The organism is Rhodococcus oryzae, from assembly GCF_005049235.1.
Lineage (GTDB): Bacteria > Actinomycetota > Actinomycetes > Mycobacteriales > Mycobacteriaceae > Rhodococcus_G > Rhodococcus_G oryzae.
On record NZ_SUMD01000007.1, the window covers coordinates 47,432 to 69,625 of the forward strand.

Genomic DNA, 22,194 nt, shown 5'->3' on the forward strand with positions numbered 1-22,194 from the left:
CAAACACCTTCGTCGACCGGCCCTAGTCCGCGGGCGTCAGGAAGGCCGCCAGCGCCTCGGCGTACGAGGTCACGTCGGCCGCGCCCATCAGCTCCCGCGCCGAGTGCATCGCGAGTTGCGCGGCCCCCACGTCGACGGTGGACAGCCCGGTCCGCGACGCGGTGATCGGTCCGATGGTGGAACCACACGGCAGGTCCGCGCGGTGCACGTAGCGCTGCAGCGGAACACCCGCCTGATCGCAGGCAAGGGCGAAGGCGCCCGCCCCGGCCGCATCGGTGGCGTAGCGCAGGTTCTGGTTGACCTTGAGCACCGGGCCACCGTTGATCTCGATCCGGTGCGCGGGCTCGTGCCGGTCCGGGTAGTTCGGGTGGGTGGCGTGCGCCATGTCCCCGGACGCGCACACCGAGCCTGCCATCGCGCGCAGGAAGTCCTCCCGGCCGCCGCCGCGCGCCAGCACGATCCGCTCGAGCACCGAGTTCAGTAGGTCGGAGAAGGCGCCGCGGTCGGACATGCTGCCGACCTCCTCGTGGTCGAACAGTGCCAGCACCGGAATCGCCTCGGCCGGATTCTCCACCGCGGCGAGCAGCGCCCGGCTGCCCGCGTAGCAGGTGCCCTGGTTGTCCAGGCGCGGCGCGCTGACCAGCTCGTCGTGCAGCCCGACCACCGCGCTCGGCGCCAGGTCGTGGGTCATCAGTTCCCAGCCGAGCACCGCGCCCGGATCGACGCCCACCTCCTCGGCCAGGAAGCCGAGGAACCGCCGCGGCGAGGAGCCGACACCCCAGATCGCGTTCACGTGCCGCTGCGGGTCGAGCTGCACCCCCTTGCGATCCTCCGACAGGTGGATGGCCAGCTGCGGCACCCGCAGGATCGGCCGGTCCACCCGGATCAGCTTCTCCTGCAGCGTGTTTCCGTCGCGGATACTCAACCGGCCGGAGATGCCCAGGTCACGGTCCAGCCAGGAGTTCAGCCACGCGCCGCCGTACGGCTCGAGGCCGACCAGCTGCCAGCCTGCGGAATCGAGGTCCGGGTGCTGCTTGACCCGCAGGTTCGGGCTGTCGGTGTGGCCGCCGACGATGCGGAACGGCACCGCCTCCCGCCCGCTGGCCTCGGTGCTCCACGCGACCAGCGAGCCGCCGCGCACCAGGAAATAGCGCCCGGGCGCCGACGGCCAGCCCTGGGTCTCCCGCAGCCGCACGAACCCCGCGACGGTCAGCTCGGCCGCGACCGTTTCACAGACGTGGAACGGCGACGGCGACGCGTCGACGAAGGAGCAGAGCCCGGTTGCGGTGGCGTCGGTGAGCTGCGGCATGAGTCGATCCTAGTGACCGGGTCGACCCCCGTCAGTGGCTGCCCGACACGCAGAACCTGTTCCCGTCCGGGTCGGTGAGGGTGACCCACCGGAAGCCGTCCATGTCGTGCCGCTCGTACTCCTGCGCGCCGGCAGCCGTCAGCCGGGCCACCTCCGCGTCGAGGTCCTCCGCGATCATGTCGAGATGCACCCGGTTCTTGCCCGGCGTGGGGTCCGGCACCTTCTGGAAGGCCAGCTTGTGCGCGGCGCCCGGCACCTCGACCATGTAGAACCAGCCGTCGTTCTCCTGCTCGATCCGGCCTCCGACCCGCTCGGCCCACCACGCGGCCAGCGGACCCGGTTCGGCACTGTCGAAGGTGATCATGCCCAGTGTCAGTGTCATGACCGAACGCTACCGCCGGGCACCGACATTCGGCGCGAACTCGTTCGCGGGTACCGCCGACCGAGGTCGACTACCGTTGGCGCACAGGATGAGCCACACCCGACGCAGACCGGAGTCCACGATGCCCGAATCGCCTCACCCGCCACGGGCTCCCGAGTCCCAGACGGTGACCAACCCCCTCTCCCCCGCGGCCATCTTCCTCGTAGCGACCGTCGACGCCGGGGGCGAGGCGCTCACCCGCTCGCTGCTCGCGGACGCCGCTGGCCTCCGCCGGGCGGTCGGGCTGCGGGTGCCTGGCTCGGGCCTGGAACTGATCGTCAGCATCGGCTCGGACGCCTGGGACCGACTGTTCGCCGGGCCACGGCCCGCGCAGCTGCACCCGTTCCCGGCGTTGCGCGGCGGGAAACACCAGGCCCCGTCCACCCCGGGCGACCTGCTCTTCCACATCCGGGCGATGAGCCTCGACGCCTGCTTCGAACTCGCGCACCAGATCGCCAAGCGGCTCGCGGGTGCGGCCACCGTCGTCGACGAGGTGCACGGCTTCCAGTACTTCGAGAACCGCGACCTGATCGGCTTCGTGGACGGCACCGAGAACCCGTCCGGGCGAGGCGCCGTCGCGGCGGTCACCGTTGGCGATGAGGACCCGGTCTTCGCGGGCGGCTCCTACGTGCACGTGCAGAAGTACCTGCACGACATGTCGGCATGGGAGGCGCTGCCGGTTCCCGAGCAGGAGAAGGTGATCGGGCGCACCAAGCTCGAGGACATCGAGATGAGCGCCGACGACAAGCCCGCGAACTCGCACGTCGCGCTGAACGCCATCAAGGACGAGGACGGCGGGTCGCTGGAGATCCTGCGCGCGAACATGCCGTTCGGCCGCGTCGGCGACGGCGAGATGGGCACGTACTTCATCGGCTACTGCCGCACACCCGCGATCACCGAACGGATGCTCGCGAACATGTTCCTCGGCGATCCGCCCGGCAATCACGATCGACTGCTCGACTTCTCGGTCCCGGTCACCGGATCCGCGTTCTTCACCCCGAGCGCCGACTTCTTCGACGCCCTGCCGGCGCAGCCATCGATGATCCCAGCAGCTGGCCCGCCCACCCGATAGGTTTCAGCCCATGTCGCTGAACACCATTGTGCTGTTCACCATCGGACTCAACGCCTATGCGCTGCTGCTGATCTACCTGCGATCGTGGCTCTATCGGGTCCCCGTCTACCGGCCGATGGTGAAGAACTTCGCATTGTCGGTGCTTCCGCTCGCGCTCTTCCTCGCCCTCGCGATCGTGCTCGTGCTGACCGTCGGGTTCGTGTCCCGCGCGCTCGGGATTGTGGTGGGCGCGGCGGGATTCGCGGTCTGGCTGCTGTCGCTTCCCAACTCCGGCTACCTGATCACCGAGCTCAACCAGAACCATCGGCGCGAGGACGAGGATGTCCCGCTCTGGTACGACATCATCGCCGTGCTCACCTTCGCGATGTCCGGGGTGGTCAACACCGTCCTCGGGGTGCTGGCCGTCCAGCTGACCTTCGCCCTGATCGTGTTCGGCGACTCCAACTCCGCGCTGCGAGCCGCCCCGGTCCGGGCGATGCCGATCGTGATCATCCTGTTGGTCTCGATCGGCATCTACCTCGGCCGGTACCTGCGGCTGAACAGCTGGGACGTGCGGTCGCCTCGGAGGATGTGGAACAAGCTCCGCGAGCACTTCGACTCGCGCAGGTCGGTGGGCAACTTCCTGCTGTTCTGTGCCACCCACACGGTGTTCCTGCTGCTGATCTACGGTCTGATCGCGGGACCGCTGCTCGAGGCCGTGGCCACCACCCCAGACCTGGTGACCGACGGCTAGAGCGGCCCCTCAGTGGCCCGGCAGCACGCAGACGCTGTCGAGGCCGAGCACGTGATTGAGCCGGCCGAACGCCAGCCACGAGCCGATGCTCATGGACAGCTCGACGACCTCGGCCTGGGTGTAGTGCTCGAACATCCGGGTCCAGAACTCGTCGTCCAGTCCGTGGTGGTCGAGCGCGTACCGCTCCGCGTACTCGGCCGCCAGCCGGGTGCGATCGTCGAAAACGTCGGTGGTGCGCCAGTTCTCGACAGCGTCGTCGAAACCGGCCTCCACCTTCTTGCCGTCCCGTTCGGTACGCCAGTCCTGGCAGAAGATGCAGCCGTTGATCTGCGCGATCCGCAGCCGGGCGGCCTCGAACGCGCGCAGGTCGATGGTCGAGTGTTCGTACACGGACAGCGAGAACTTCGAGGCCGCGATCCCGATGCCGGGGACCATCTCGCCCCACACGTACCCGATGGGGTCCTTGTCCTCGGGAATGTCGATGAGCATGGTTCGTCCTTTCGTGACTACCGTTTTCCGAGTTTGCCGACTGCGGGGCGCAGCGGGACGTCGAGCGCGTCGTAGATTCCGGGTTCCGCCGCCACCAGCCAGTCGATGGCGCTCACCAGGCGCCCGACCGCGGTGGCGTTTCCGCCCGCGGACCGGCTGCCGTCCTCGTCGGTGCACTCGACCGACACCTCGATGTGCGGCCGGCCCTCGATGATCACCCGGTGGGCGCCGTCGCCGTCCGGCGGCATCGGCCAGTCGGTGGCGCACGTCGGGTGGATCCGGGTGACGTGTTCGATGACGATGCGGGGCTCGCCGTCGACGATGCCCTGCACCTCGAACCGCACCGCACCCTGGGTGCCCGCCTCGAAGTCGCCCATCGTCTTGGTGGTGACGGTCGCGTCGAGCGCGCGCCGGTCGAGGGTCTCGCGGATCTCCTCGAGCTCGACGCCAAGCGCCCGCGCCATCATCCGGATCTGCCCGCCCCACACCATGGTCGGGATCGTCGGTGCGATCATCGGCGGCAGGTAGTCCATCGGCTGGCCCATGCCGACCAGGTAGCGCACCGAGTCGGGCTGGTCGTAGGTGGAGTAATCGAAGATCTCCTGGCAGCGGATCACATCGACGGTGCTGCCCAGTCCGCTGAGCAGCAGCGGCAGCACGTCGTTGCCCCAGCCGGGGTCGACACCGGAGGCGAACAGCGAGCCGCCGCCCTCCGCGATGGCGGCCAGCACCGGGTCCCGCAGTTCGGGCGGGGCGTTGGTCGGGTCATAGAGCGGGTACAGCGCGGGACTGACGACGACGGCGCCCGCGCGGATCGCCCGGCAGATGTCGGCGAGGGCATCGTCGGGCCGGATGTCGCCGGAGGCCGCGTACACCACCGCGCCCGGGCTGGCGGCCAGCACCGCCTCGATGTCGTCGGTCGCCGCGACCCCCAGCTCGGAGCCGAGCCCGGACAGATCACCCGCGTCGCGGCCGACCTTGTCGGGGTTGTTCACGATCACGTTCGCGAGCTTGAGCGCCGGGTGCGCATCGACGGCCCTGATGGCCGCCCGGCCGACATTTCCGGTACCCCACACCACCGTTGAGATCATGGCCGGGACGCTACCCAACTGGAACACGTTCTCGTGGGCGTTCGGCTGACTCAGGCGGAGGCGTCCGCCAACTCCGGTGCGCCCGTCGGGCGCAGCGGGACGTCGAGCGCGTCGTAGAGCCCCGGGGCCTGGCCTGCGAGCCAGTCGATGGCGCCGACCAGCCGCCCCACCGACATCGCCTCGTCGCCGCCCGCAGGGGCGGCGCTCACCGCGATCATCGCGATCTGTGCCTCGCCCTCGACGATCACCCGCTGCGCGGCGGACTGCCCGTCCGGCGGACTCGGCCAGTCCGGCGCGCAGGTCGGGTCGATGCGGTTGACGTGCTCGATCACGATGCGCGGCTCGCCGCCGACGATGCCCTGCACCTGCAAGCGCAGCGCGCCCTGCCCACCGGCGTCGAACTTGCCCATCGCGTCGGTCTCGATCGAGGCCTCGAGCGGCCGACGTTCGAGGGTCTCGCGGATCTCGTCGAGTTCGACACCGAGCGCCCGGGCCATCAACCTCACCTGACCGCCCCACACCGTCGTCGGCATCCTGGGCGCGATCATCGGGGCCAGGTAGTCCAGCGGCTCGCCCATGCCCGCGAGGTAGCGCACCGAGTCGGGCTGGTCGAACCCGGAATAGTCCACGATCTCCTGGCAGTGGATCCGGTCGACACCCGCGCCGAGCCCGCCGAGCAGCAGCGGCACCATCTCGTTCGTCCAGTCGGCGTCGACGCAGGTCACGAAGAGCGAGCCGGCGCCATCCGCGATCGCGGCGCGGATCTCCTCGCGCAGCTCGTGCCGATCGTCGCGATGGTCGTACAGCGGGTAGATCGACGGGGTCACCACGATCGCGCCGACCCGGAGCGCCGCGCAGATGTCGGCGACCACCTCGGCCGAGCGGATGTCACCGGAGGCCGCGTACACCACCGCGCGCGGGCCGGTCGCCAGGACGGCCGCGACGTCGTCGCTCGAGCGCACCCCGAGCGCCCGGCCCAGGCCACCGAGGTCGCCCGCGTCGCGCCCGGACCTGCCGGGGTCGTGCACGAGCACGGCCGCCAGTTCCAGACGAGGGTGCGCGTCGACCGCGCGAATCGCCGCGCGCCCGAAGTTCCCTGTCCCCCACACGATCGTCGAGATCATGGCCGGACGGTAGCAAAAGGGCGGACCGGATGACCGGTCCGCCCTTTGTGCGGGATTCGACTCGAGCTCTGCTCAGGCGGTGAGGACCGCGTCCAGCGCCGAGTAGAACATGCCGAGGCCGTCATCGCTTGGTCCGGTCAGCGACTCGGTCGCGTGCTCGGGATGCGGCATCAGGCCGACGACCCGGCCGTTCGCCGAGGCGATGCCCGCGATCGCGCGCTGCGAGCCGTTCGGGTTGTCGCCGGAGTAGCGGAACACCACGCGGCCCTCGCCCTCGAGCTCGTCGAGCACCTTCTCCGAGGCCTGGTACCGGCCCTCGCCGGACTTGAGCGGGATGAGGATCTCGGCGCCCGACTCGTACCTCGAGGACCACGCCGTCGAGGTGGACTCCACCTTCAGCCACTGGTCCCGACAGATGAAGTGCAGGCCCTCGTTGCGGGTCAGGGCGCCCGGGAGCAGTCCCGCCTCGCACAACACCTGGAAGCCGTTGCAGATGCCGAGCACCGGCATGCCGCCTGCCGCGGCCTTGATGACCTCTTCCATCACCGGCGCGAACCGGGCGATGGCGCCGCAGCGCAGGTAGTCGCCGTAGGAGAAGCCGCCGGGCACGATGACCCCGTCGACGCCCTTGAGATCGGCATCGCCGTGCCAGAGGCTGACCGCCTCGCCGCCTGCCAGGTTCACCGCGCGGGCAGCGTCGACGTCGTCGAGGGTGCCGGGGAAAGTGATGACTCCGATGCGGGCGCTCACTGGACTCGGGTGACCTTCCAGTCCTCGATCACCGTGTTGCACAGCAGCGACTCGGCGATCTTCTCCAGCTCGGCGTCGTCGACGCTGTCGTCGACCTCGAGCTCGAACCGCTTGCCCTGGCGAACATCCGACACCCCGGTGAACCCGAGTCGGGGCAGGGCGCCGACAACTGCCTGCCCTTGGGGATCGAGAATCTCGGCCTTGGGCATGACATCGACAACGACACGGGCCACGTGCTGCTCCTCGCTAGGTGCTCCGGTGCGCCCGGAAATGATCCGCCGGGCAACAGGCAGTTTACCGGCGCATACTCGAACCCATGCGACTGACCCACTTCGGCCACTCCTGCGTGCTCGCCGAGATCGACGACGTCACGCTTCTGTTCGACCCCGGCAACTTCTCGCACGGTTTCGAGGGCATCACCGGCCTGGACGCCATCCTCATCACCCACCAGCATCCCGACCACGCGGACCCGACGCGACTGGGCGCGCTGATCGATCAGAATCCCGGCGCCGCCCTGTACGCGGATCCGCAAACCGCGGCGCTGCTCGGCAGCTCCTGGACCGCGGTGCACGCGGGCGACTCGTTCGCCATCGGCGGCGTCCCGGTCACCGGGGTCGGCGGGCGGCACGCGGTGATCCATCCCGAGATCCCGGTGGTCGACAACACCGGCTACCTCCTCGGCGACCCGGGCGCGCCCGCGCGGCTGCTGCACCCGGGCGATTCCCTGTTCGTGCCCGAGCAGCCGATCGACGTGCTGGCCATCCCCGCCGTCGCGCCGTGGATGAAGATCTCCGAGACCGTCGACTACCTCCGGGCCGTCGCGCCGCGGGTCGCGGTGCCGATCCACCAGGGCATCATCAACGACCCCGCGACCGGCATCTACTACGGCCGGCTGCGCGAGATGGGGCCCGCAGGCACCGAGTTCCTGGTGCTCCCGGCCGAGTCCGGCACCGAGGTGAGCTGACCGCCGCGGCGGCCATGGGGCGGACGCGCGCCCGCGCGGCGAGGTGACTACGGTCACAGTCATCAGTCGCCGTCACACAGGAGTCACCCATGCTGAGCACGATGCAAGACGCCCCGCTGTCGATCGCCCAACTGCTACGGCACGGGAGCACGGTGCACGGTGCGGCGGAAGTGGTGACGTGGACCGAGTCGGGTCCCCGCCGGACCTCCTACGCCGAGGTGGGCAGGCGGTGCGCGGCACTGGCGCACGCCCTGCGCGGCCTCGGCGTCACCGGTGACCAGCGAGTGGCGACGTTCATGTGGAACAACTCCGAGCACCTCGAGGCATACCTGGCGGTGCCGTCGATGGGCGCGGTCCTGCACACGCTGAACATCCGACTGTTCCCGGAGCAGCTGGTGCACGTGGCCAACCACGCCGAAGACCACGTGATCATCGTCGACCCGTCCCTCATCCCGCTGCTGGCGCCGCAGCTGCCACAGCTGACCACCGTCAAGCACGTGATCGTCACCGGCTCCTCCACCGCCGGGCTCGAGGCCCCCGAGGGGGTGCAGGTCCACACCTATGAGGGCCTGATCGAGGGCCAGCCGGGCGAGTTCGACTGGCCGGAGGTCGACGAGCGCAGCGCCGCGGCGATGTGTTACACCTCCGGCACCACCGGTGACCCGAAAGGTGTTGTCTACTCGCACCGTTCGATCTACCTGCATTCGATGCAGGTGTGCATGTCCGACGGCCCGAACCTCGCCCAGGGCGATCGCGCGCTGGCGGTGGTGCCGCAGTTCCACGCCATGTCCTGGGGCCTGCCGTACGCCGCGTTCATGATCGGCGCCTCGCTGATCATGCCGGACCGGTTCCTGCAGCCCGCGCCGCTCGCCGAGCTGATCGCCGCCGAGAAGCCCACCCTCGCTGCCGCGGTGCCCACCATCTGGCAGGGCCTGCACCTGCACCTCGAGCACCACCCGCAGGACATCTCCTCGATGCGGGAGGTGCTGATCGGCGGATCCGCGGTGCCGCCCGCCCTGATGCACACCTTCGAGGACGAGCACAGCGTCTCGGTGCTGCACGCCTGGGGCATGACCGAGACCTCCCCGCTGGGATCGGTTGCCCGTCCGCCCGCGGGCACCACCGGCGACGAGATGTGGAAGTACCGCTACACCCAGGGTCGGTTCCCCGCATCCGTGCAGGCCCGACTCGTCGGCGACGACGGCACCGTCCTCCCCTGCGACGGCACCTCCGTCGGCGAGCTCGAGGTCCGCGGGCCCTGGATCACCGCGTCCTACTACGGGGTCGACGCGGCGGACAAGTTCGACGACGGCTGGCTCAAGACCGGCGACGTCGGATCGATCACCCCCGACGGCTACCTCAGCCTCTCGGACCGCTCGAAGGACATCATCAAGTCCGGCGGCGAGTGGATCTCCTCGGTCGACCTGGAGAACGCCGTGATGGGACACCCGTCCGTCGCCGAGGCCGCCGTCATCGGCGTGCCCGACGAGAAGTGGGACGAGCGCCCCCTGGTCGCGGTGGTGCTGCGCGAGGGCACCACGACGACCGTCGAGGAGCTGCAGCAGTTCCTCGACGGCAAGGTCGCCAAGTGGCAGGTGCCGGAGAACTGGACGCTGATCGACGCGGTCCCGAAGACCAGCGTCGGCAAGTTCGACAAGAAGCGCCTGCGCGCCGACTATCACGAGGGCGGGCTGAAGGTCACCCGACTCTGATCGCGTGAACGGGGCGCGACCCGATGGGTCGCGCCCCGTTCACCGATTCAGACCGGTTGGCTGACGCCGGCCCGGCCGTTCTCGATGTGTCCGACGAGGCTGCGCCGGAAGTCCAGGTCCTCCTCGACGGTCACGGTCGCCTGATACCAGCCGTCCACCGACCGCACCCTCAGCGATTCCCTGCCGCCTGCCGCGATCAGGCGGCGCTGGCCGTCGATCACGACGGCCAGCGCACGCTCCCCGGGGTTCTTCACCGTCAGGTCGAGCGCTCCCGCCGCCGCGTCGACCCTGGTGGACAGTTCGAGCGCGGCCGCGGCGCCGTCGGTCGAGCCGGCGAACTCTCTCCTGAAGCCGTTGGGGCCCAAGAGGGTCAGGCTGTAGCGCGGGCCGGGAAGGGCGACGATGTCCTCGGTCTCACCGCGGACGTCGTAGTGCCGCGGCGCGCCGAACTCGCCCGCATAGGGGTACAGGGCCAGATGCGCCGAGGCGGCACCGGAGTTCACCAGGTGCACCGTCACCGAGCGAGCGCCGGGGTCCACCGTCGCGTAGGCGTCGGGCTGGTACGGCAGCGCCCGGGCGGGCCGGGTACCGCTCTCCTGCACCGGCATTCGCTGCAGGACAGGCGGCTTCGGCGTCCACCGCGGCTCCAGCGGCGGGGTGGGCCGCGGTTGGGCGACGTTCGGCCGACTGCGCGGGTTGGCGAAGTCGAAGGCCGAGGTCAGGTCGCCGCTGACCGTGCGCCGCCACGGGTCGATCTCCGGTTGGGTGATCCCGAACCGCTTCTCCAGGAACTGGTTCACCGACGTGTGGTCGAACACCTGCGAGCACACGAACCCACCCACGGTCCAGGGCGAGATGATCGTCATCGGTACCCGCGGTCCGAGACCGAGCGGCTGACCGGCCACCCACTCCGAGCCGACCGAGAGCGGCGGACGGGGCGGCGGAACGTGGTCGAAGTAGCCGTCGTTCTCGTCGAAGTTGACGATCACGGCCGTCTTCGCCCAGAGATCCGGGTCGGAGGCGATGGCGTCGAGCACCTGGTACAGCAGCGTCGCACTCGCCGCAGGCGACGATCCGGACGGGTGCTCCGAATCCACCTCGGACGGAACCAGGTAGCTGACCTGCGGCAGCTTGCCCGACTCGACGTCCTTGCGGAACTCGGCGGCGAGCGTGCCCGGCCGCGACCGGTACAGCCCGCGGTCGTAGAGCTGACGGTCGGCGGGGGAAAGCCCGTTCACCGCGACCTCGAGTGCCCCCAGCGCCACGTCCTGGGCGGCGGGCGGCAACTCGGGCAGCGCGAGGTAGAGCCCGGCGAGGGTCTGCAGCTCGTACGGGACCAGGCCGGGGTTCCCCAGCAGGTGGGACCCCACCTTCTTGAAGGTGGTGAAGTACTCGAGGTTGTTGTCTCCGAAGTTGTCCCACTCCTGGTACGTCTTCCAGGAGATGCCTGCGGCCTGCAGCCGCTCCGGGACAGTGGTCCACCCGTAACCGGCGTGCCAGGGGTCGTAGGCGGCGTTGGTGACGGCGCGCCCCTCGGGACCCGGCTCCGACGACCCGGCCGGCCCCGCCGACCCGGTCAACCCGGCCGCCCCGGCCGGGAGCAGGCCTGCGGGCTCGAATCCGGTGTACCCGGACACCCAGTAGTTGCGGTTGGGACTGGTCGACGTCGGCACCGAGCAGTGGTAGGCGTCGCAGATCGTGAACGCGTCCGCGAGCTCGTAGTGGAACGGGATGTCCTGGCGGTCGTAGTAGGCCATCGTCGTGCCCGTCTTCGCCGCGATCCAGCCGTCGTGCCAGCCGTCGGCGAGGGCCTGGTGTCCGCCCTCCCAGCTGTGGTCGAGCCCGGTGACGTTCTGGGTGTCCATCCGCTGGGCGGCGGCGGAGTCCCGGATCGGGAACGGGAGCACCGGGCCGTTCGGGCCCGGCTGCTCGAATACTGAGCCCCCGGTCCGCAACCGCAACGAGTTGGGGTCACCGAATCCGCGTACCCCGCGCAGCATTCCGTAGTAGTGATCGAACGACCGGTTCTCCTGCATGATCAGGACGACGTGCTCGACCGACTCGAGTCCTCCCGGGCGCACCGGCGTAGCCAGCGCACGCTGCAGCGACGGCGGCAGCATCGAGGTGGCGGCGACAGCGGCGGCCGCGCCGGCGCCGGCAGTGAGAAACCTCCGCCGGGAGAGAGATTTCCGGGTCACGCGACCTCCACTGTCCGATTGGTCCGTACGTCAAACGAATCGGACACTAGACCAAACGTCCAGTTGGCGTGGCAGATCTCGAGATATTGGCGACTCAGGCCACCCGCGACCCGGAACCCTTGGCCCGCCAGCGATATCCGGTCGGCTGGGCGCCGTGGTGCAGCGAGAGGTCGATGGCGTCGAGCAGGGCCTGCCGCGGGCCGGACCGCCCGAGCTGCTTGGCGGAGATCGCGAGACGCACCACACCGCCGCGACGGGCGGTGCGGCCCGCGCCAAGCACCAGCGCCCGGCACCACCAGGGCTCCGCCCGGAAACCCTCACCGATGCCGAGAACCCGGGCCCGCACCACCGTGCCGCGCTCGAGGTCGTGGATGCCTGCGGCCCCGGCGAGCAGCCGGAACCCGGTGCGGGGCAGCGCGGCCACCGCGCCGGGCGAGGCCAGCCAGCGGGGCGCGGCGAACGCGCGGGTGCGCAGCCCGGTCTCCTCCATCACCCGGTCAGCGGCCAGCAACCGCAGAGCGGCCTCGTGCTCGGGCAACGCCGCGAACTCGGCGCGACGCTTCTTGGTGGCGGCCTGGTCGTATCCGTGCAGCACGATGGCGTCGCCGCCCGCCTGCCGCCTCCGCAGCCATTCCTGGGTGTCCGCGTCGCGGACGAGCCGGTACTTGTCCTTCAGGCGCGGGGCGACGAGCAGCGAGAGCTGCACCCCGCGCCCGTCCATCTCCCGGGCGAAGTCGGCGGCGAGGTCCCGGGTCTCCGGCCGGATCCCCGAGAGCGACACGATCAGCTGTCCGGCCATGCGCCCAGGGTCGCACCCGAAGATGTACGGCCGCTGACGTCGACGTGAGCATTCGGCGAGCACCAGCGCGGGCCAACCTACTGGCGGGCGCGCGACCCGTTGCGGTCCCGCCACCACTGCGGCGCATCGACGAAGTGGTTGTCGTACTCCTCCTGGGCGGGCGCGAGCTCCTCCACCGACGCCTCCCCCGCCTGGATCCTCGCGAGCAACCGGAAGTACTCGAACCGCTGCACCCCCGGGGTCAGCACGATCAGCACCCGAGCCGCGGAGTCCGGCGTCGCACCGAACGCATGCGGCATGAGCTTGGGCACCACGAGGGATCCGCCCGCCGCCACGGTCACGATCTCGTCGCCTGCCATGACGCGCAGCTCGCCGTCGAGGACATAGAACAGCTCCGACGACCTGGTGTGGAAATGTGGCGCGGCGCCGTCCGCCCCGACCCCGAGGTGGACCTCGAGCGAGCTGAGCGCACCCGCCGTGTCCGAGGCGTCGTACAGCAGATGCATCGAGGCCCGGTCGTTCCCCACCACCTCGGCCTGGTCCGCCCGGGCCGAGGCCGCCCGCTCCTCGCCGGTCATGCGACCAGCAGCCCGGCAGCGGCGATCATCGCGACCGCGGTGGCCCCATGGATTCCGAACGCGGCCTTGCGCGGACCACCGTTGGTCAACACGATCCACATGTCACCGAGGGGAACGACGGCGAGCAGCAGCATCAGGAGCGCGAGCTGGTCGCGCGCGACGAAGGTGAAGACGATCACCAGCAGGCCCGAGGCGATGTCGCGAATGCCCTTGACCTGCCACCAGCCGCGCGCCTCCGGCGCCGGGCTGGCAGGCAGACCGAAGCCGGCCGCGTTCTTCGCGTTCTTCCCCATATAGGCCACACCGATGGCGATGATCCCGAGCGCACCGATCCAGCTGATGACGAGTCCGATCCAGTTCAACATGGCCGAGCCTTTCGTTTGTAGTATTTCTACCAACGGTAGCTTAACGATGAACGGTTGTCTATCAGTGATAGAGTTTTGGTATGGGAGTTCGAGAACGCAAGGAGAGGGAGCGGCAGGATCGCGCGCACAGGATCGTCGAATGCGCTCGGACCGTCGCTGAGAAGGAGGGCTGGCCCGCCGTGACCACGCGGCGCCTGGCCGATGAGATCGAGTACAGCCCTCCGGTGCTGTACGGGCACTTCCCTGAGGGCAGGGACGGCATCGTCAGCGCGGTCGCGCTGGCCGGATTCGGGGATTTCACCACGGCCATGCGGCGGGCACTGGAGGGCGCCGACGAGGCGGGACGACTGACGGCGTTCATCCGCGCCTACCTGGACTTCGCGGCGGACAATCCCGCGACCTACGAGGCCATGTTCTCGATGCGACTGGGGGTGCGGTTCGCACACGAATCGACCCCGCCGGAACTACGGGCGGGATTCGAGACGCTGGTGTCGGCGATCGGAGGCGGTTCGACCGGCGACGTCGGGACGAGGGCCGAGGTCTTCTGGAGCGCGCTGCACGGGATGTGCGTGCTCACGCGTGGGCAGCGGCTCGCGCCGGACAACGAGGCCGCGCGCGTCGAGCAGCTCGCCGCACTGTTCGGTTGAACGCGAGAAGGCGGTCACGCACCAGGTGCGTGACCGCCTTCGTCGGCTGCGTTGCTACTTCGGCAGCACGGCCTCGATGGCCGCGACGACCTCGGGCGCATCCGGCACGGTGGTCGGGCGGAAGCGGTTCGCCACGGTGCCGTCGGGCGCGAGAAGGAACTTCTCGAAGTTCCACTGCACGTCGCCTGCCGCGCCCTCGGCATCGGCGGCCTTGGTGACCTCGGCGTACAGCGGGTGCCTGCCCTCGCCGTTGACCTCGATCTTCTCCAGCAGCGGGAACGAGACGCCGTAGGTCGTCGAGCAGAACGTCTCGATCTCCTCGGCGGTGCCGGGCTCCTGCCCCATGAACTGGTTGCAGGGCACGCCCACCACGGTGAGGCCGCGGTCCGCGTAGTCCTTGGCCAGCTGCTCGAGCGCCGTGTACTGCGGCGTGAGCCCGCACTTGGAGGCGACATTGACCAGCAGGATCGCGTTTCCGTCGTAGGCGCCGAGCGAGGTCGGGGAGCCGCCGAGGGTGTTGATCTCGATGTTCAGGGGGTTCGTCATGAGGCCAACGGTACGGGAACTCGTGCGGCGCCGACCTTCTCGCTGCCATCGTGCGGGACGGCGATCGGACCGTCCTCGGGCAGGTGGTCGTCCACCATGGTCGTCTCGTCGAACGGCAGCTTTCCGTCCAGCACGGTCCGCACCCTCGACGCGTCGACGGTGCGCGTCCAGGTCCCGATCAGCAGGGTCGCCACCGCGTTGCCGGAGAAGTTGGTGACCGCGCGGGCCTCGGACATGAACCGGTCGATGCCGACGATCAGCCCGACGCCGTCGAGCAGTTCCGGCCGATGGCTCTGCAGCCCACCGGCGAGGGTCGCCAGGCCGGCGCCGCTGACGCCCGCCGCGCCCTTCGACGCGATGATCATGAACACCAGCAGGGAGAGCTGTTCGGGGACCGCGAGCGGCTGCCCCATCGCGTCGGCGATGAAGATCGACGCCATCGTCAGGTAGATGGCGGTGCCGTCGAGGTTGAACGAGTACCCGGTCGGCACCACGATGCCGACGGTGGTGCGCTGCACCCCGACGTGCTCCATCTTCGCGATCAGCCGCGGCAGCGCCGACTCGGAGGAGGAGGTCGCGAAGATGAGCAGGTATTCCCGGGCCAGGTAGCGGACCAGCTTGAAGATCGAGAACCCGGACACCGCCCGGAGCATCAGGCCGAGCACACCGAAGACGAAGATCGCGCAGGTGATGTAGAAGCCGACCATCAGCGTGCCCAGCTGCACGACGGCGCCGAGACCGGTCTGGCCGACCACGTTCGCGATGGCCCCGAAGGCGCCGATGGGCGCCAGCCACAGGATCATCGCCAGGATCCGGAACACCAGTTTCTGCACGTAGCCGATCCCGCGCAGGATCGGTTCGCCCTGCTTGCCCATGGACTGCAGCCCGAACCCGACCAGCAGCGCCACGAACAGCGTCTGCAGCACGCTGCCGACCGTGAGGGAGGACAGCAGCGACGTCGGGATGATCCCGGCGATGAAGTCCATGGTGCCGCCCGCGCCGTGCGCCTTCTCGGCGAGGTCCGCGCCGGCCGAGGAGGTCGCGGCGCTCAGGTGCAGTCCGCTGCCGGGGTCGAGCAGGTTGCCGACGAGCAGGCCGATGCCGAGCGCGACCGTGGACATCCCGAGGAAGTAGGCCAGTGCCAACCCACCGACCTTGCCGACGCTCGCCGCCGCCTTCACCGAGCCGATGCCCAGCACGATCGTGCAGAAGATGACCGGGCTGATCATCATCTTGATCAGGCTGATGAACAGGGTGCCGAGCACCCCGAGGGACTTGCCCAATTCCGGTGCGAGCCAGCCGACGAGCACACCGGCGACGACGGCGACGATCACTCCCAGGTACAGCCAATGGGTCCGGTCACGCTTGCCCGCGGTCGGCGGTGGTGGCGTATCGTCCCGCTTCGAATCGATGGTCATGCCTGGTCCTCTTGACTGCCTCTCAAGGAAGTGAGCTGCATCACTTCGCCTCATGAAGAATGGTGTAGCGCGCCGCGACGGCAGTCACGGTTGCGTGCATTTCGTTCACGAGAGGACGGACGAATGATCAGGTCCCGACGGCGCGCGAGCCTCGCCGGCCAGGTGCTGGTGCTTCAACTGCTGGTGCTGGCCGTTGTCGTGCTGACCGGCAGCGTGGTGACGATTCTCGACGAGCGGCGCGACGCCGACGCGGCCACCGAGCGCGAGGTGACGGCGGTCGCCGAGTCGATCGCCTGGGCCGATTCGACGGCGGCGGGCCTGCTCTCCCCCGACCCCAGCGCGGCGCTGCAGCCACAGACCGAGCGGATCCGACTGGCCACCGGCATCGACTTCATCGTCGTGATGGCGCCGGACCGAACCCGGTACACCCACACCAATCCCGCCATGATCGGGCAGGAGTACAGCGGCCACATCGACCGCGCGCTTGCGGGCGAGACCTTCACCGAGACCTACGCCGGATCGCTCGGCCCGTCGATACGCGCGGTCACGCCGGTGTACGACGACGGCCGGATCGTCGGCCTGGTGGCGGCGGGTGTCACCAGGGAGAAGATCGTCGACCAGTTCCTGCACGGGCTGCCGCTGCTGCTCGGGGTGACGGCCGTCGCCCTCGTCGTGGCGGCCCTCGGCTCGGTCCTGCTCAGCAGGCGACTGCGTCGTCAGACGCTCGGCCTCGCCCCTGCCGAGTTGCGCACCCTCTACGAACACCACGACGCGGTACTGCACTCGATCGGCGAGGGACTGCTCGTCTTCGACGCGGGCTCGGACGTCGCCGAGGTCGTCAACGACGAGGCTCGACGCCTGCTGACGCTGCCCGACGGCCCAGTCACCCGCGCGCAGCTGCCGGAGTCGCTGCGAACCATGGGGCCGAGCCCGGTGAAGGACGAGGTCCACCTGACCGGGGACCGCGTGCTCGTGGTGAACCAGGATCCGGTGTCCTTCGAGGGCCGGGTGATCGGCACGGTGACCACCCTGCGCGACCACACCGAATTGCAGAGCATCACAGGGGAACTCGATTCCGTGCGACTGTTCACCGAGTCGCTCCGCTCCCAGGCGCACGAGTCGGCGAACCGGTTGCACACGGTCGTCACCATGGTCGAACTCGGCCGCACCGAGGAGGCCGTCGCGTTCGCCACGGCCGAACTCGCGCTGTCGCAGCACCTCATCGACCGGTTGACGACGGCCATCGCCGAGCCTGCACTTGCAGCCCTGCTGTTGGGCAAGGTGAACCAGGCCGCCGAGCGGGGGGTGGACCTCACGGTCACCGACGACACCGCGCTGCCGGCCACCGGCCCCCTCACCGCCCGCGAATTGGTCACGCTCGTGGGCAATCTCGTCGACAACGCCATCGACGCGGCAGGCGAGGGCACCGGGGACGAGCGGCCGTGGGTGGAGGTCACGCTGCGCTCCGACGGTCCCGAGCTCAGCGTCCGGGTCGCGGACAGCGGACCGGGGATGTCACCCGAGGCACTGGAGCGGGCCACCGCGCGGGGATACTCGACCAAGTCCGATCAACGCGGGCTCGGCCTGGCGCTGGTGATGCAGGTGGTCACCCGGCACGGCGGCACCATCACCGCCGAGATGACCTACGGTTCGGTGGTCCTCGTCCGCCTACCCCTCGGAGACACCGAATGATCCGCGTACTGGTCGTCGAGGACGAGCCCCTCATCGCCGAGGCGCACCGCACCTACGTCGGCCGGGTGCCCGGGTTCACGGTGCACTCGGTGGTGCACACCGGCAGCGCGGCGGTCCGGGCGGTCGCCGCGGCCAACGCCACCGACGAACCGATCGACCTGATCCTGCTCGACCTCGGGCTGCCCGACGGCAGCGGCCTCGACGTCGCCGCCGCGCTCGGCGGGGTGCGGCCGACCCCCGACATCATCGCGATCACCTCGGCCCGCGACCTGTCGATGGTCCGCGCCGCCGTGGCACAGGGCGTCGTGCTGTACCTGCTCAAGCCGTTCACCTTCGCGGCCTTCCGGGACAAGCTCGAGCGGTACCTCGAGTTCCGCCGGGCGCTGCCGACCGGAGAGAAGGCGGTCAGCCAGCGGGACGTGGACCGCGCGATGGCCGTCCTGCGGAGCACCGATGAGCGCTCCTCCGCGCCGAAAGGTGTTGCGCCGCAGACACTGCAGGAGATCTCCTCTGCCCTGCGAGCCTCGGAGTCCGGCCTGAACGCCTCGCAGGCGGCGGAGGCCGCAGGCGTCTCCCGGGTCACCGCCTGGCGGTATCTCGAGCGGATGGCCGAGGACGGACTGGTGGACCGGCACACGGAGTACGGGCGCGCAGGGCGGCCGCAGGTGCGCTACGTCTGGCGCTGACACCTCACCGCGGCTCGGCGGGGACCCGCGTGGCGCCCGCGTAGGGACTCATCCGCAGCATGGCCCGCCGCGCGAACGGCCTGGCGAGCGGCATCAGGTGCCGCCGCCACCCCAGAGTCGCGGCGATGTCCGAGACGATGTCGTCGAAGACGCGACGCTGGTAGCCGAGCAGTCGCTGACTGGCCGCCGTGTCCACCCAGTCGGTGGCATAGACCTTGCCGCTGAACGCGTCCTCCGGCAGCATGTCCAGGCCCATCGCGCCCAGCATCTCGGTCAGGAACTGGCGATAGGTGATCTGACAGCCCTCGCCGCCGCCGAGGAACAACACCCGGCCCCACACCGCCGGTGTCTCGAGGGCGTTCGCGACCGCGACTGCGGCGTCGGCGGGGTGCAGCACCTCGATCCGGTTCTCCAGGCCGATCTCGAACATGATCGGGTCCGGCTTGCGGAGCCCCAGGATCGGGACATCCGCGAAGCGCGGGATGAACCAGTCCAGGCCCGACTCCCGCACCATGTCCTCGCCCTCGATCTTGTGCGCGGTGTACGCATCGGTGGCGACCCGCGGGTCGTCCACCCGCCGTGGCGGGTCCCGGTCCAGCGTGTGACCGTGCACGTCGAAGGTGGAGGCGAACAACAGCTTCGGCGGCCGCGGCTGCGCCAGGCAGGCATCGATGACGTTGCGGGTGCCGTCCACGTTGATCTGCCTGGCCAGCTCCGGATCGAGCTCGCTGGCGGGTGGAATCATCGCCGCGAGGTGCAGCACCACCTCGACGCCCGCGACTGCCGCCGCGACGACCTCGGCGTCCCGGATGTCGCCCCAGACCGCGTCCACCCCCGCGAACCCGCGCGCCCGGCGCCGGTCCTCGGGGGTGTCCAGGGCCAGGCATCGCACCCGGTGACCGCGGCCCAGCAACTCGGCGAGCACGTGCGAGCCGATGTTGCCGAACGCGCCGGTCAGCAGGAGGTTCATGATCGGATGGTGCCCCTGCCGGCGATCAGCGGCAAGTCGAGCGCCGAGAGCAGCCCGGGCTTGGCGTCGCCGAGGAACGGGATCGCGTTGATGGCGCGCATCCCGGTCGCCAGGCAACCACCGGTGATCGGGTTGTCATCCTGTTCGCCGCGGAACACGGTCTCCTGGGTGATGTTCGGGCTGCCCTTGATGATCACCCGATACACGTCGTTGTCCACCGAGGTGGCCCGCGGCCAGTGGGTCGCCGCGTCGTTGGTGATCCGGTTGACGTGCTCGATGACGATCTTCGCCTCGTCACCCACCCAGCCGCGGATCTCGAACCGCACCGCGGCGCACTGGCCGGGTTCGATGACGCCGAACTTGTATTCGATCGGCTCGGTGGCCGCCCACTTCTCGTAGACGGTGTCGATCCGGTCGAGCTTCACCCCCACCGCATCGGCGATCATCGGGATGGTGTGGCCCCACGCGAAGATCAGCACCTCCGGGATCTCGAGCACCGCCGCCTGCTCGATCGGCGCGCCGATGCCCATGGTGGGGCCGTAGTCGCCCTCGTAGGTGGCGTAGTCCAACAGTTCCTGCACCCGCACGCTGTCGACCCGGCCGCAGACGCCCATCAGCGTCATGGGGAACAGGTCGTTGGCGAACCCGGGGTCGATTCCCGTGGTGAAACAGGACTTTCCGCTTTCCTGGCAGGCCTGCTCGAGCGCGACCTTCATCTCCGGCGGGCACGGCTCGGGGTAGACCAGCGGCGTCATCGAGGTGGACACCACGTGCTTGCCGGAGCGCAACGCGGCGGTCATGTTGTCGATGTTCTGCACCGCGTACTCCGCGGTCGGGCCGTAGTAGGCCACCGCGTCGGCCTCGACGGCGAGAGCCGCCTCGAAATCCGTTGTGGCGGCGAGACCAACCGGGTCGACACCGATCAGGGTGCCGACGTCGACGCCGTCCTTGGCGGGGTCGTGCACGATGACGCCGACCAGTTCGAACGCCGGGTGGTCGATCAGCTCACGGATGACCAGCTTGCCGACGACGCCGGTGCCCCAGACGATGACCTTGTGCTTCATGCCTTGCTGCCTCTCAAAGAGTGATGTGCATCAACAGGTTTCGCCGATCAGCGGAAGTACTCGCCGGCGTTGACGAACAGGGTCTGACCGGTGAGCATCCGGGCCCGGTCGGAGGCGAAGAACACCACCGAGTTGGCCACGTCGTCGTCGGCGGGCACCTCGCCGAGCGGCATGTTCTTGGTGATCTCGCCGATGATGGTCTCCTCGGGGACCTTGCGCTCGGCGGCCGCGAGACCGACATACAGCTCGACCGGCGGGCCCCACATCCAGGTGGGGACGACGGTGTTCACCCGGATCTTGTACGGACCGAGCTCCTTTGCCAGCGACCACATCGCCGCGTGGAGCGCGCCCTTCGAGGTGGCGTACGCGGACTGCGGGAGCTGCGGGTGGAACATCGCCTGCGAACCGATCAACACCACCGACCCGCCCCGCTTCTTCAGCTCCGGCAGCGCGGCCTGGGTCAGGGTGAGCGTGCCGATCACGTTGGCGTCGAGCATCGACTTCCATGCGTCCAGGTCGGCGCCCTCCAGCCCGCCGAAGACGTCCTCCTTCGCGGCAACGTTCACCAGGGCGTCCACTCCCCCGAAGCGGTCGGCGGCCGTGCGGATCAACTCCCCGCAGGCCTCCTTCTCGAGGATGTCGGTGACCGCGTACGCGACCCGTTCCCCGGTGGGGTCGACCTCCTCGGCGACCGCCTTGAGGTTCGCCTCGGTCCGCGCCCCGAGCACGACGTTCGCGCCGTCGCGGTACGCGGCCAGCGCGATCTCCCGCCCGAGGCCGTTGCCGACCCCCGAGACCACGACCGTCTTGCCCTCCAACAGCTCCGCCATGCCAGCTTCCTCCGGTGTGATCCAAGTCATTACGTAACGTCGAGTTACGATTTTTGCAACGTAACACCGCGTTACGCTAATGACAATGACTTCTGGCGAAGAGACAGCGGAGAAGGACGGCGAGCGCAGGCGCGGGCGACCGCGGAATCCGGCGATCGACGACGCCGCGCTGACCGCCGCCCGGGAGCTACTGGCCGAGACGGGCTGGGACCAGACCACGATGGTGGCGATCGCCGAACGCGCGGGGGTGGGCAAGCCGGCCCTCTACCGCCGCTGGCCGTCCAAGACACACCTGGTGTTCGAGGCGATCTTCGGCTGGGTGGACGACGCGACGCCGGTCGCCGACGCCGCCGATCCGGCGGAATGGATCCGCCGGTCCTGCGCGTACACCCTCGAGCTCTTCGGCCGGCCGGAGGTGAAGGCCGCGCTGCCCGGCCTGCTGGCCGCGTTCCGCGATCGCGAGGACCTGCTGACCGCTCTGTGGACCGACTTCGGCGGACCCGGCGTCGGAATGCTGGCCGACACCCTGCGTCGGGGCGGCGAGGACGAACGAGGACCGGGCGAGCGCGATGCCGCGGCACTGGACGCCCAGGCCACCATGCTGTTCATCGTCGGCGGCAGCATGGTGATGCGACTGCTGATGGCCGACGACGAGGCCGAGGTGCTCGCCCGCCGGATGCCGGACATCCTCCTCGGCGGCGTGGCCGGTCCCCCGCCTGCGCCGTAGGCGCGGACC

24 protein-coding genes are annotated in these 22,194 nt (G+C 69.7%); 8 read left to right on the forward strand and 16 right to left on the reverse strand.

Annotation, left to right across the window (positions count from 1 at the left end):
- Positions 1-22: 22 nt before the first annotated feature.
- Both FCG67_RS15635 and FCG67_RS15640 read right to left on the reverse strand, forming a co-directional pair.
- On the reverse strand, positions 23-1,309 hold the full coding sequence (locus FCG67_RS15635) for a M18 family aminopeptidase (protein WP_136910658.1): 1,287 nt from the start codon (positions 1,307-1,309) through the stop codon (positions 23-25).
- Positions 1,310-1,340: 31 nt separating this feature from the next.
- Entirely contained in the window at positions 1,341-1,691 is a 351-nt protein-coding gene (locus tag FCG67_RS15640) for a VOC family protein (RefSeq protein WP_136910659.1), read from the reverse strand.
- 121 nt (positions 1,692-1,812) lie between these two features.
- Between FCG67_RS15640 and FCG67_RS15645 the strand changes: the two genes are divergently transcribed.
- Both FCG67_RS15645 and FCG67_RS15650 read left to right on the forward strand, forming a co-directional pair.
- Entirely contained in the window at positions 1,813-2,802 is a 990-nt protein-coding gene (locus tag FCG67_RS15645) for a Dyp-type peroxidase (protein ID WP_136910660.1), read from the forward strand.
- A gap of 10 nt (positions 2,803-2,812) precedes the next feature.
- Entirely contained in the window at positions 2,813-3,535 is a 723-nt protein-coding gene (locus FCG67_RS15650; RefSeq protein WP_136910661.1) for a DUF1361 domain-containing protein, read from the forward strand.
- Between the two features lie 9 nt (positions 3,536-3,544).
- Here the strand turns inward: FCG67_RS15650 and FCG67_RS15655 are convergent, their stop codons facing one another.
- The 5 genes from FCG67_RS15655 to purS all read right to left on the reverse strand — a co-directional run bounded on the left by FCG67_RS15655 (position 3,545) and on the right by purS (position 7,222).
- Complete coding sequence (locus FCG67_RS15655; protein ID WP_077042822.1) at positions 3,545-4,024, reverse strand: carboxymuconolactone decarboxylase family protein; 480 nt, start codon at positions 4,022-4,024, stop codon at positions 3,545-3,547.
- A gap of 17 nt (positions 4,025-4,041) precedes the next feature.
- The gene (locus tag FCG67_RS15660) at positions 4,042-5,115 is read right to left on the reverse strand and encodes an NAD(P)H-dependent amine dehydrogenase family protein (protein ID WP_136910662.1); all 1,074 of its coding nucleotides are present in this window, start codon (positions 5,113-5,115) and stop codon (positions 4,042-4,044) included.
- A 50-nt stretch (positions 5,116-5,165) separates the two neighbouring features.
- Positions 5,166-6,239, reverse strand: coding sequence for an NAD(P)H-dependent amine dehydrogenase family protein (locus tag FCG67_RS15665; RefSeq protein WP_136910663.1), 1,074 nt, complete (start codon positions 6,237-6,239; stop codon positions 5,166-5,168).
- Between the two features lie 72 nt (positions 6,240-6,311).
- Positions 6,312-6,989 (reverse strand): phosphoribosylformylglycinamidine synthase subunit PurQ, encoded by a 678-nt coding sequence (gene purQ, locus FCG67_RS15670; protein ID WP_027503414.1) that lies wholly within the window; start codon positions 6,987-6,989, stop codon positions 6,312-6,314.
- Entirely contained in the window at positions 6,986-7,222 is a 237-nt protein-coding gene (gene purS / locus FCG67_RS15675) for a phosphoribosylformylglycinamidine synthase subunit PurS (protein ID WP_027503415.1), read from the reverse strand. Before purS ends, purQ begins: the two co-directional genes overlap by 4 nt.
- Positions 7,223-7,305: 83 nt before the next feature.
- Here purS and FCG67_RS15680 point away from each other — a divergent pair, with 83 nt between their 5' ends.
- On the forward strand, positions 7,306-7,953 hold the full coding sequence (locus FCG67_RS15680) for an MBL fold metallo-hydrolase (RefSeq protein ID WP_136910664.1): 648 nt from the start codon (positions 7,306-7,308) through the stop codon (positions 7,951-7,953).
- A gap of 89 nt (positions 7,954-8,042) precedes the next feature.
- On the forward strand, positions 8,043-9,665 hold the full coding sequence (locus FCG67_RS15685) for a long-chain fatty acid--CoA ligase (protein ID WP_136910665.1): 1,623 nt from the start codon (positions 8,043-8,045) through the stop codon (positions 9,663-9,665).
- Positions 9,666-9,712: 47 nt separating this feature from the next.
- On the opposite strand, the gene FCG67_RS15690 is transcribed toward FCG67_RS15685, so the two are convergent.
- The 4 genes from FCG67_RS15690 to FCG67_RS15705 all read right to left on the reverse strand — a co-directional run bounded on the left by FCG67_RS15690 (position 9,713) and on the right by FCG67_RS15705 (position 13,605).
- A complete protein-coding gene (locus tag FCG67_RS15690; protein WP_136910666.1) occupies positions 9,713-11,863 on the reverse strand; it encodes a phosphocholine-specific phospholipase C in 2,151 nt (716 codons plus the stop codon).
- A gap of 94 nt (positions 11,864-11,957) precedes the next feature.
- Positions 11,958-12,662 carry a DUF2334 domain-containing protein gene (locus FCG67_RS15695; protein WP_136910667.1) on the reverse strand — a complete coding sequence of 235 codons (705 nt, stop codon included), beginning with the start codon at positions 12,660-12,662 and terminating at the stop codon, positions 11,958-11,960.
- Positions 12,663-12,739: 77 nt separating this feature from the next.
- Positions 12,740-13,240, reverse strand: a complete 501-nt coding sequence (locus FCG67_RS15700) for a cupin domain-containing protein (protein ID WP_136910668.1) — start codon at positions 13,238-13,240, stop codon at positions 12,740-12,742.
- Positions 13,237-13,605 carry a DUF4267 domain-containing protein gene (locus FCG67_RS15705; protein WP_136910669.1) on the reverse strand — a complete coding sequence of 123 codons (369 nt, stop codon included), beginning with the start codon at positions 13,603-13,605 and terminating at the stop codon, positions 13,237-13,239. Before FCG67_RS15705 ends, FCG67_RS15700 begins: the two co-directional genes overlap by 4 nt.
- An 80-nt stretch (positions 13,606-13,685) precedes the next feature.
- Between FCG67_RS15705 and FCG67_RS15710 the strand changes: the two genes are divergently transcribed.
- Positions 13,686-14,252, forward strand: coding sequence for a TetR/AcrR family transcriptional regulator (locus FCG67_RS15710; RefSeq protein WP_136910670.1), 567 nt, complete (start codon positions 13,686-13,688; stop codon positions 14,250-14,252).
- A gap of 54 nt (positions 14,253-14,306) precedes the next feature.
- Here FCG67_RS15710 and FCG67_RS15715 read toward each other — a convergent pair whose 3' ends face one another.
- Entirely contained in the window at positions 14,307-14,798 is a 492-nt protein-coding gene (locus FCG67_RS15715; protein WP_027503422.1) for a glutathione peroxidase, read from the reverse strand.
- Positions 14,795-16,216, reverse strand: coding sequence for a cation:dicarboxylate symporter family transporter (locus FCG67_RS15720; RefSeq protein ID WP_136910671.1), 1,422 nt, complete (start codon positions 16,214-16,216; stop codon positions 14,795-14,797). The genes FCG67_RS15715 and FCG67_RS15720 overlap by 4 nt, the downstream gene beginning before the upstream one ends.
- Positions 16,217-16,339: 123 nt before the next feature.
- Here FCG67_RS15720 and FCG67_RS15725 point away from each other — a divergent pair, with 123 nt between their 5' ends.
- Both FCG67_RS15725 and FCG67_RS15730 read left to right on the forward strand, forming a co-directional pair.
- On the forward strand, positions 16,340-17,908 hold the full coding sequence (locus FCG67_RS15725) for a sensor histidine kinase (protein WP_136910672.1): 1,569 nt from the start codon (positions 16,340-16,342) through the stop codon (positions 17,906-17,908).
- A complete protein-coding gene (locus FCG67_RS15730) occupies positions 17,905-18,594 on the forward strand; it encodes a response regulator (protein ID WP_136910673.1) in 690 nt (229 codons plus the stop codon). The genes FCG67_RS15725 and FCG67_RS15730 overlap by 4 nt, the downstream gene beginning before the upstream one ends.
- A gap of 4 nt (positions 18,595-18,598) precedes the next feature.
- Here the strand turns inward: FCG67_RS15730 and FCG67_RS15735 are convergent, their stop codons facing one another.
- Genes FCG67_RS15735 through FCG67_RS15745 form a run of 3 tightly spaced genes read right to left on the reverse strand, consistent with a single transcriptional unit; the run spans position 18,599 to position 21,458 of the window.
- Positions 18,599-19,564, reverse strand: a complete 966-nt coding sequence (locus tag FCG67_RS15735) for an NAD-dependent epimerase/dehydratase family protein (protein ID WP_136910674.1) — start codon at positions 19,562-19,564, stop codon at positions 18,599-18,601.
- On the reverse strand, positions 19,561-20,628 hold the full coding sequence (locus tag FCG67_RS15740; protein WP_097211933.1) for an NAD(P)H-dependent amine dehydrogenase family protein: 1,068 nt from the start codon (positions 20,626-20,628) through the stop codon (positions 19,561-19,563). The genes FCG67_RS15735 and FCG67_RS15740 overlap by 4 nt, the downstream gene beginning before the upstream one ends.
- Positions 20,629-20,675: 47 nt before the next feature.
- Positions 20,676-21,458, reverse strand: coding sequence for an SDR family oxidoreductase (locus tag FCG67_RS15745; RefSeq protein WP_077043901.1), 783 nt, complete (start codon positions 21,456-21,458; stop codon positions 20,676-20,678).
- An 85-nt stretch (positions 21,459-21,543) separates the two neighbouring features.
- On the opposite strand from FCG67_RS15745, the gene FCG67_RS15750 reads away from it, so the two are divergent.
- Positions 21,544-22,185, forward strand: coding sequence for a TetR/AcrR family transcriptional regulator (locus tag FCG67_RS15750; RefSeq protein WP_136910675.1), 642 nt, complete (start codon positions 21,544-21,546; stop codon positions 22,183-22,185).
- Positions 22,186-22,194 lie beyond the last annotated feature (9 nt).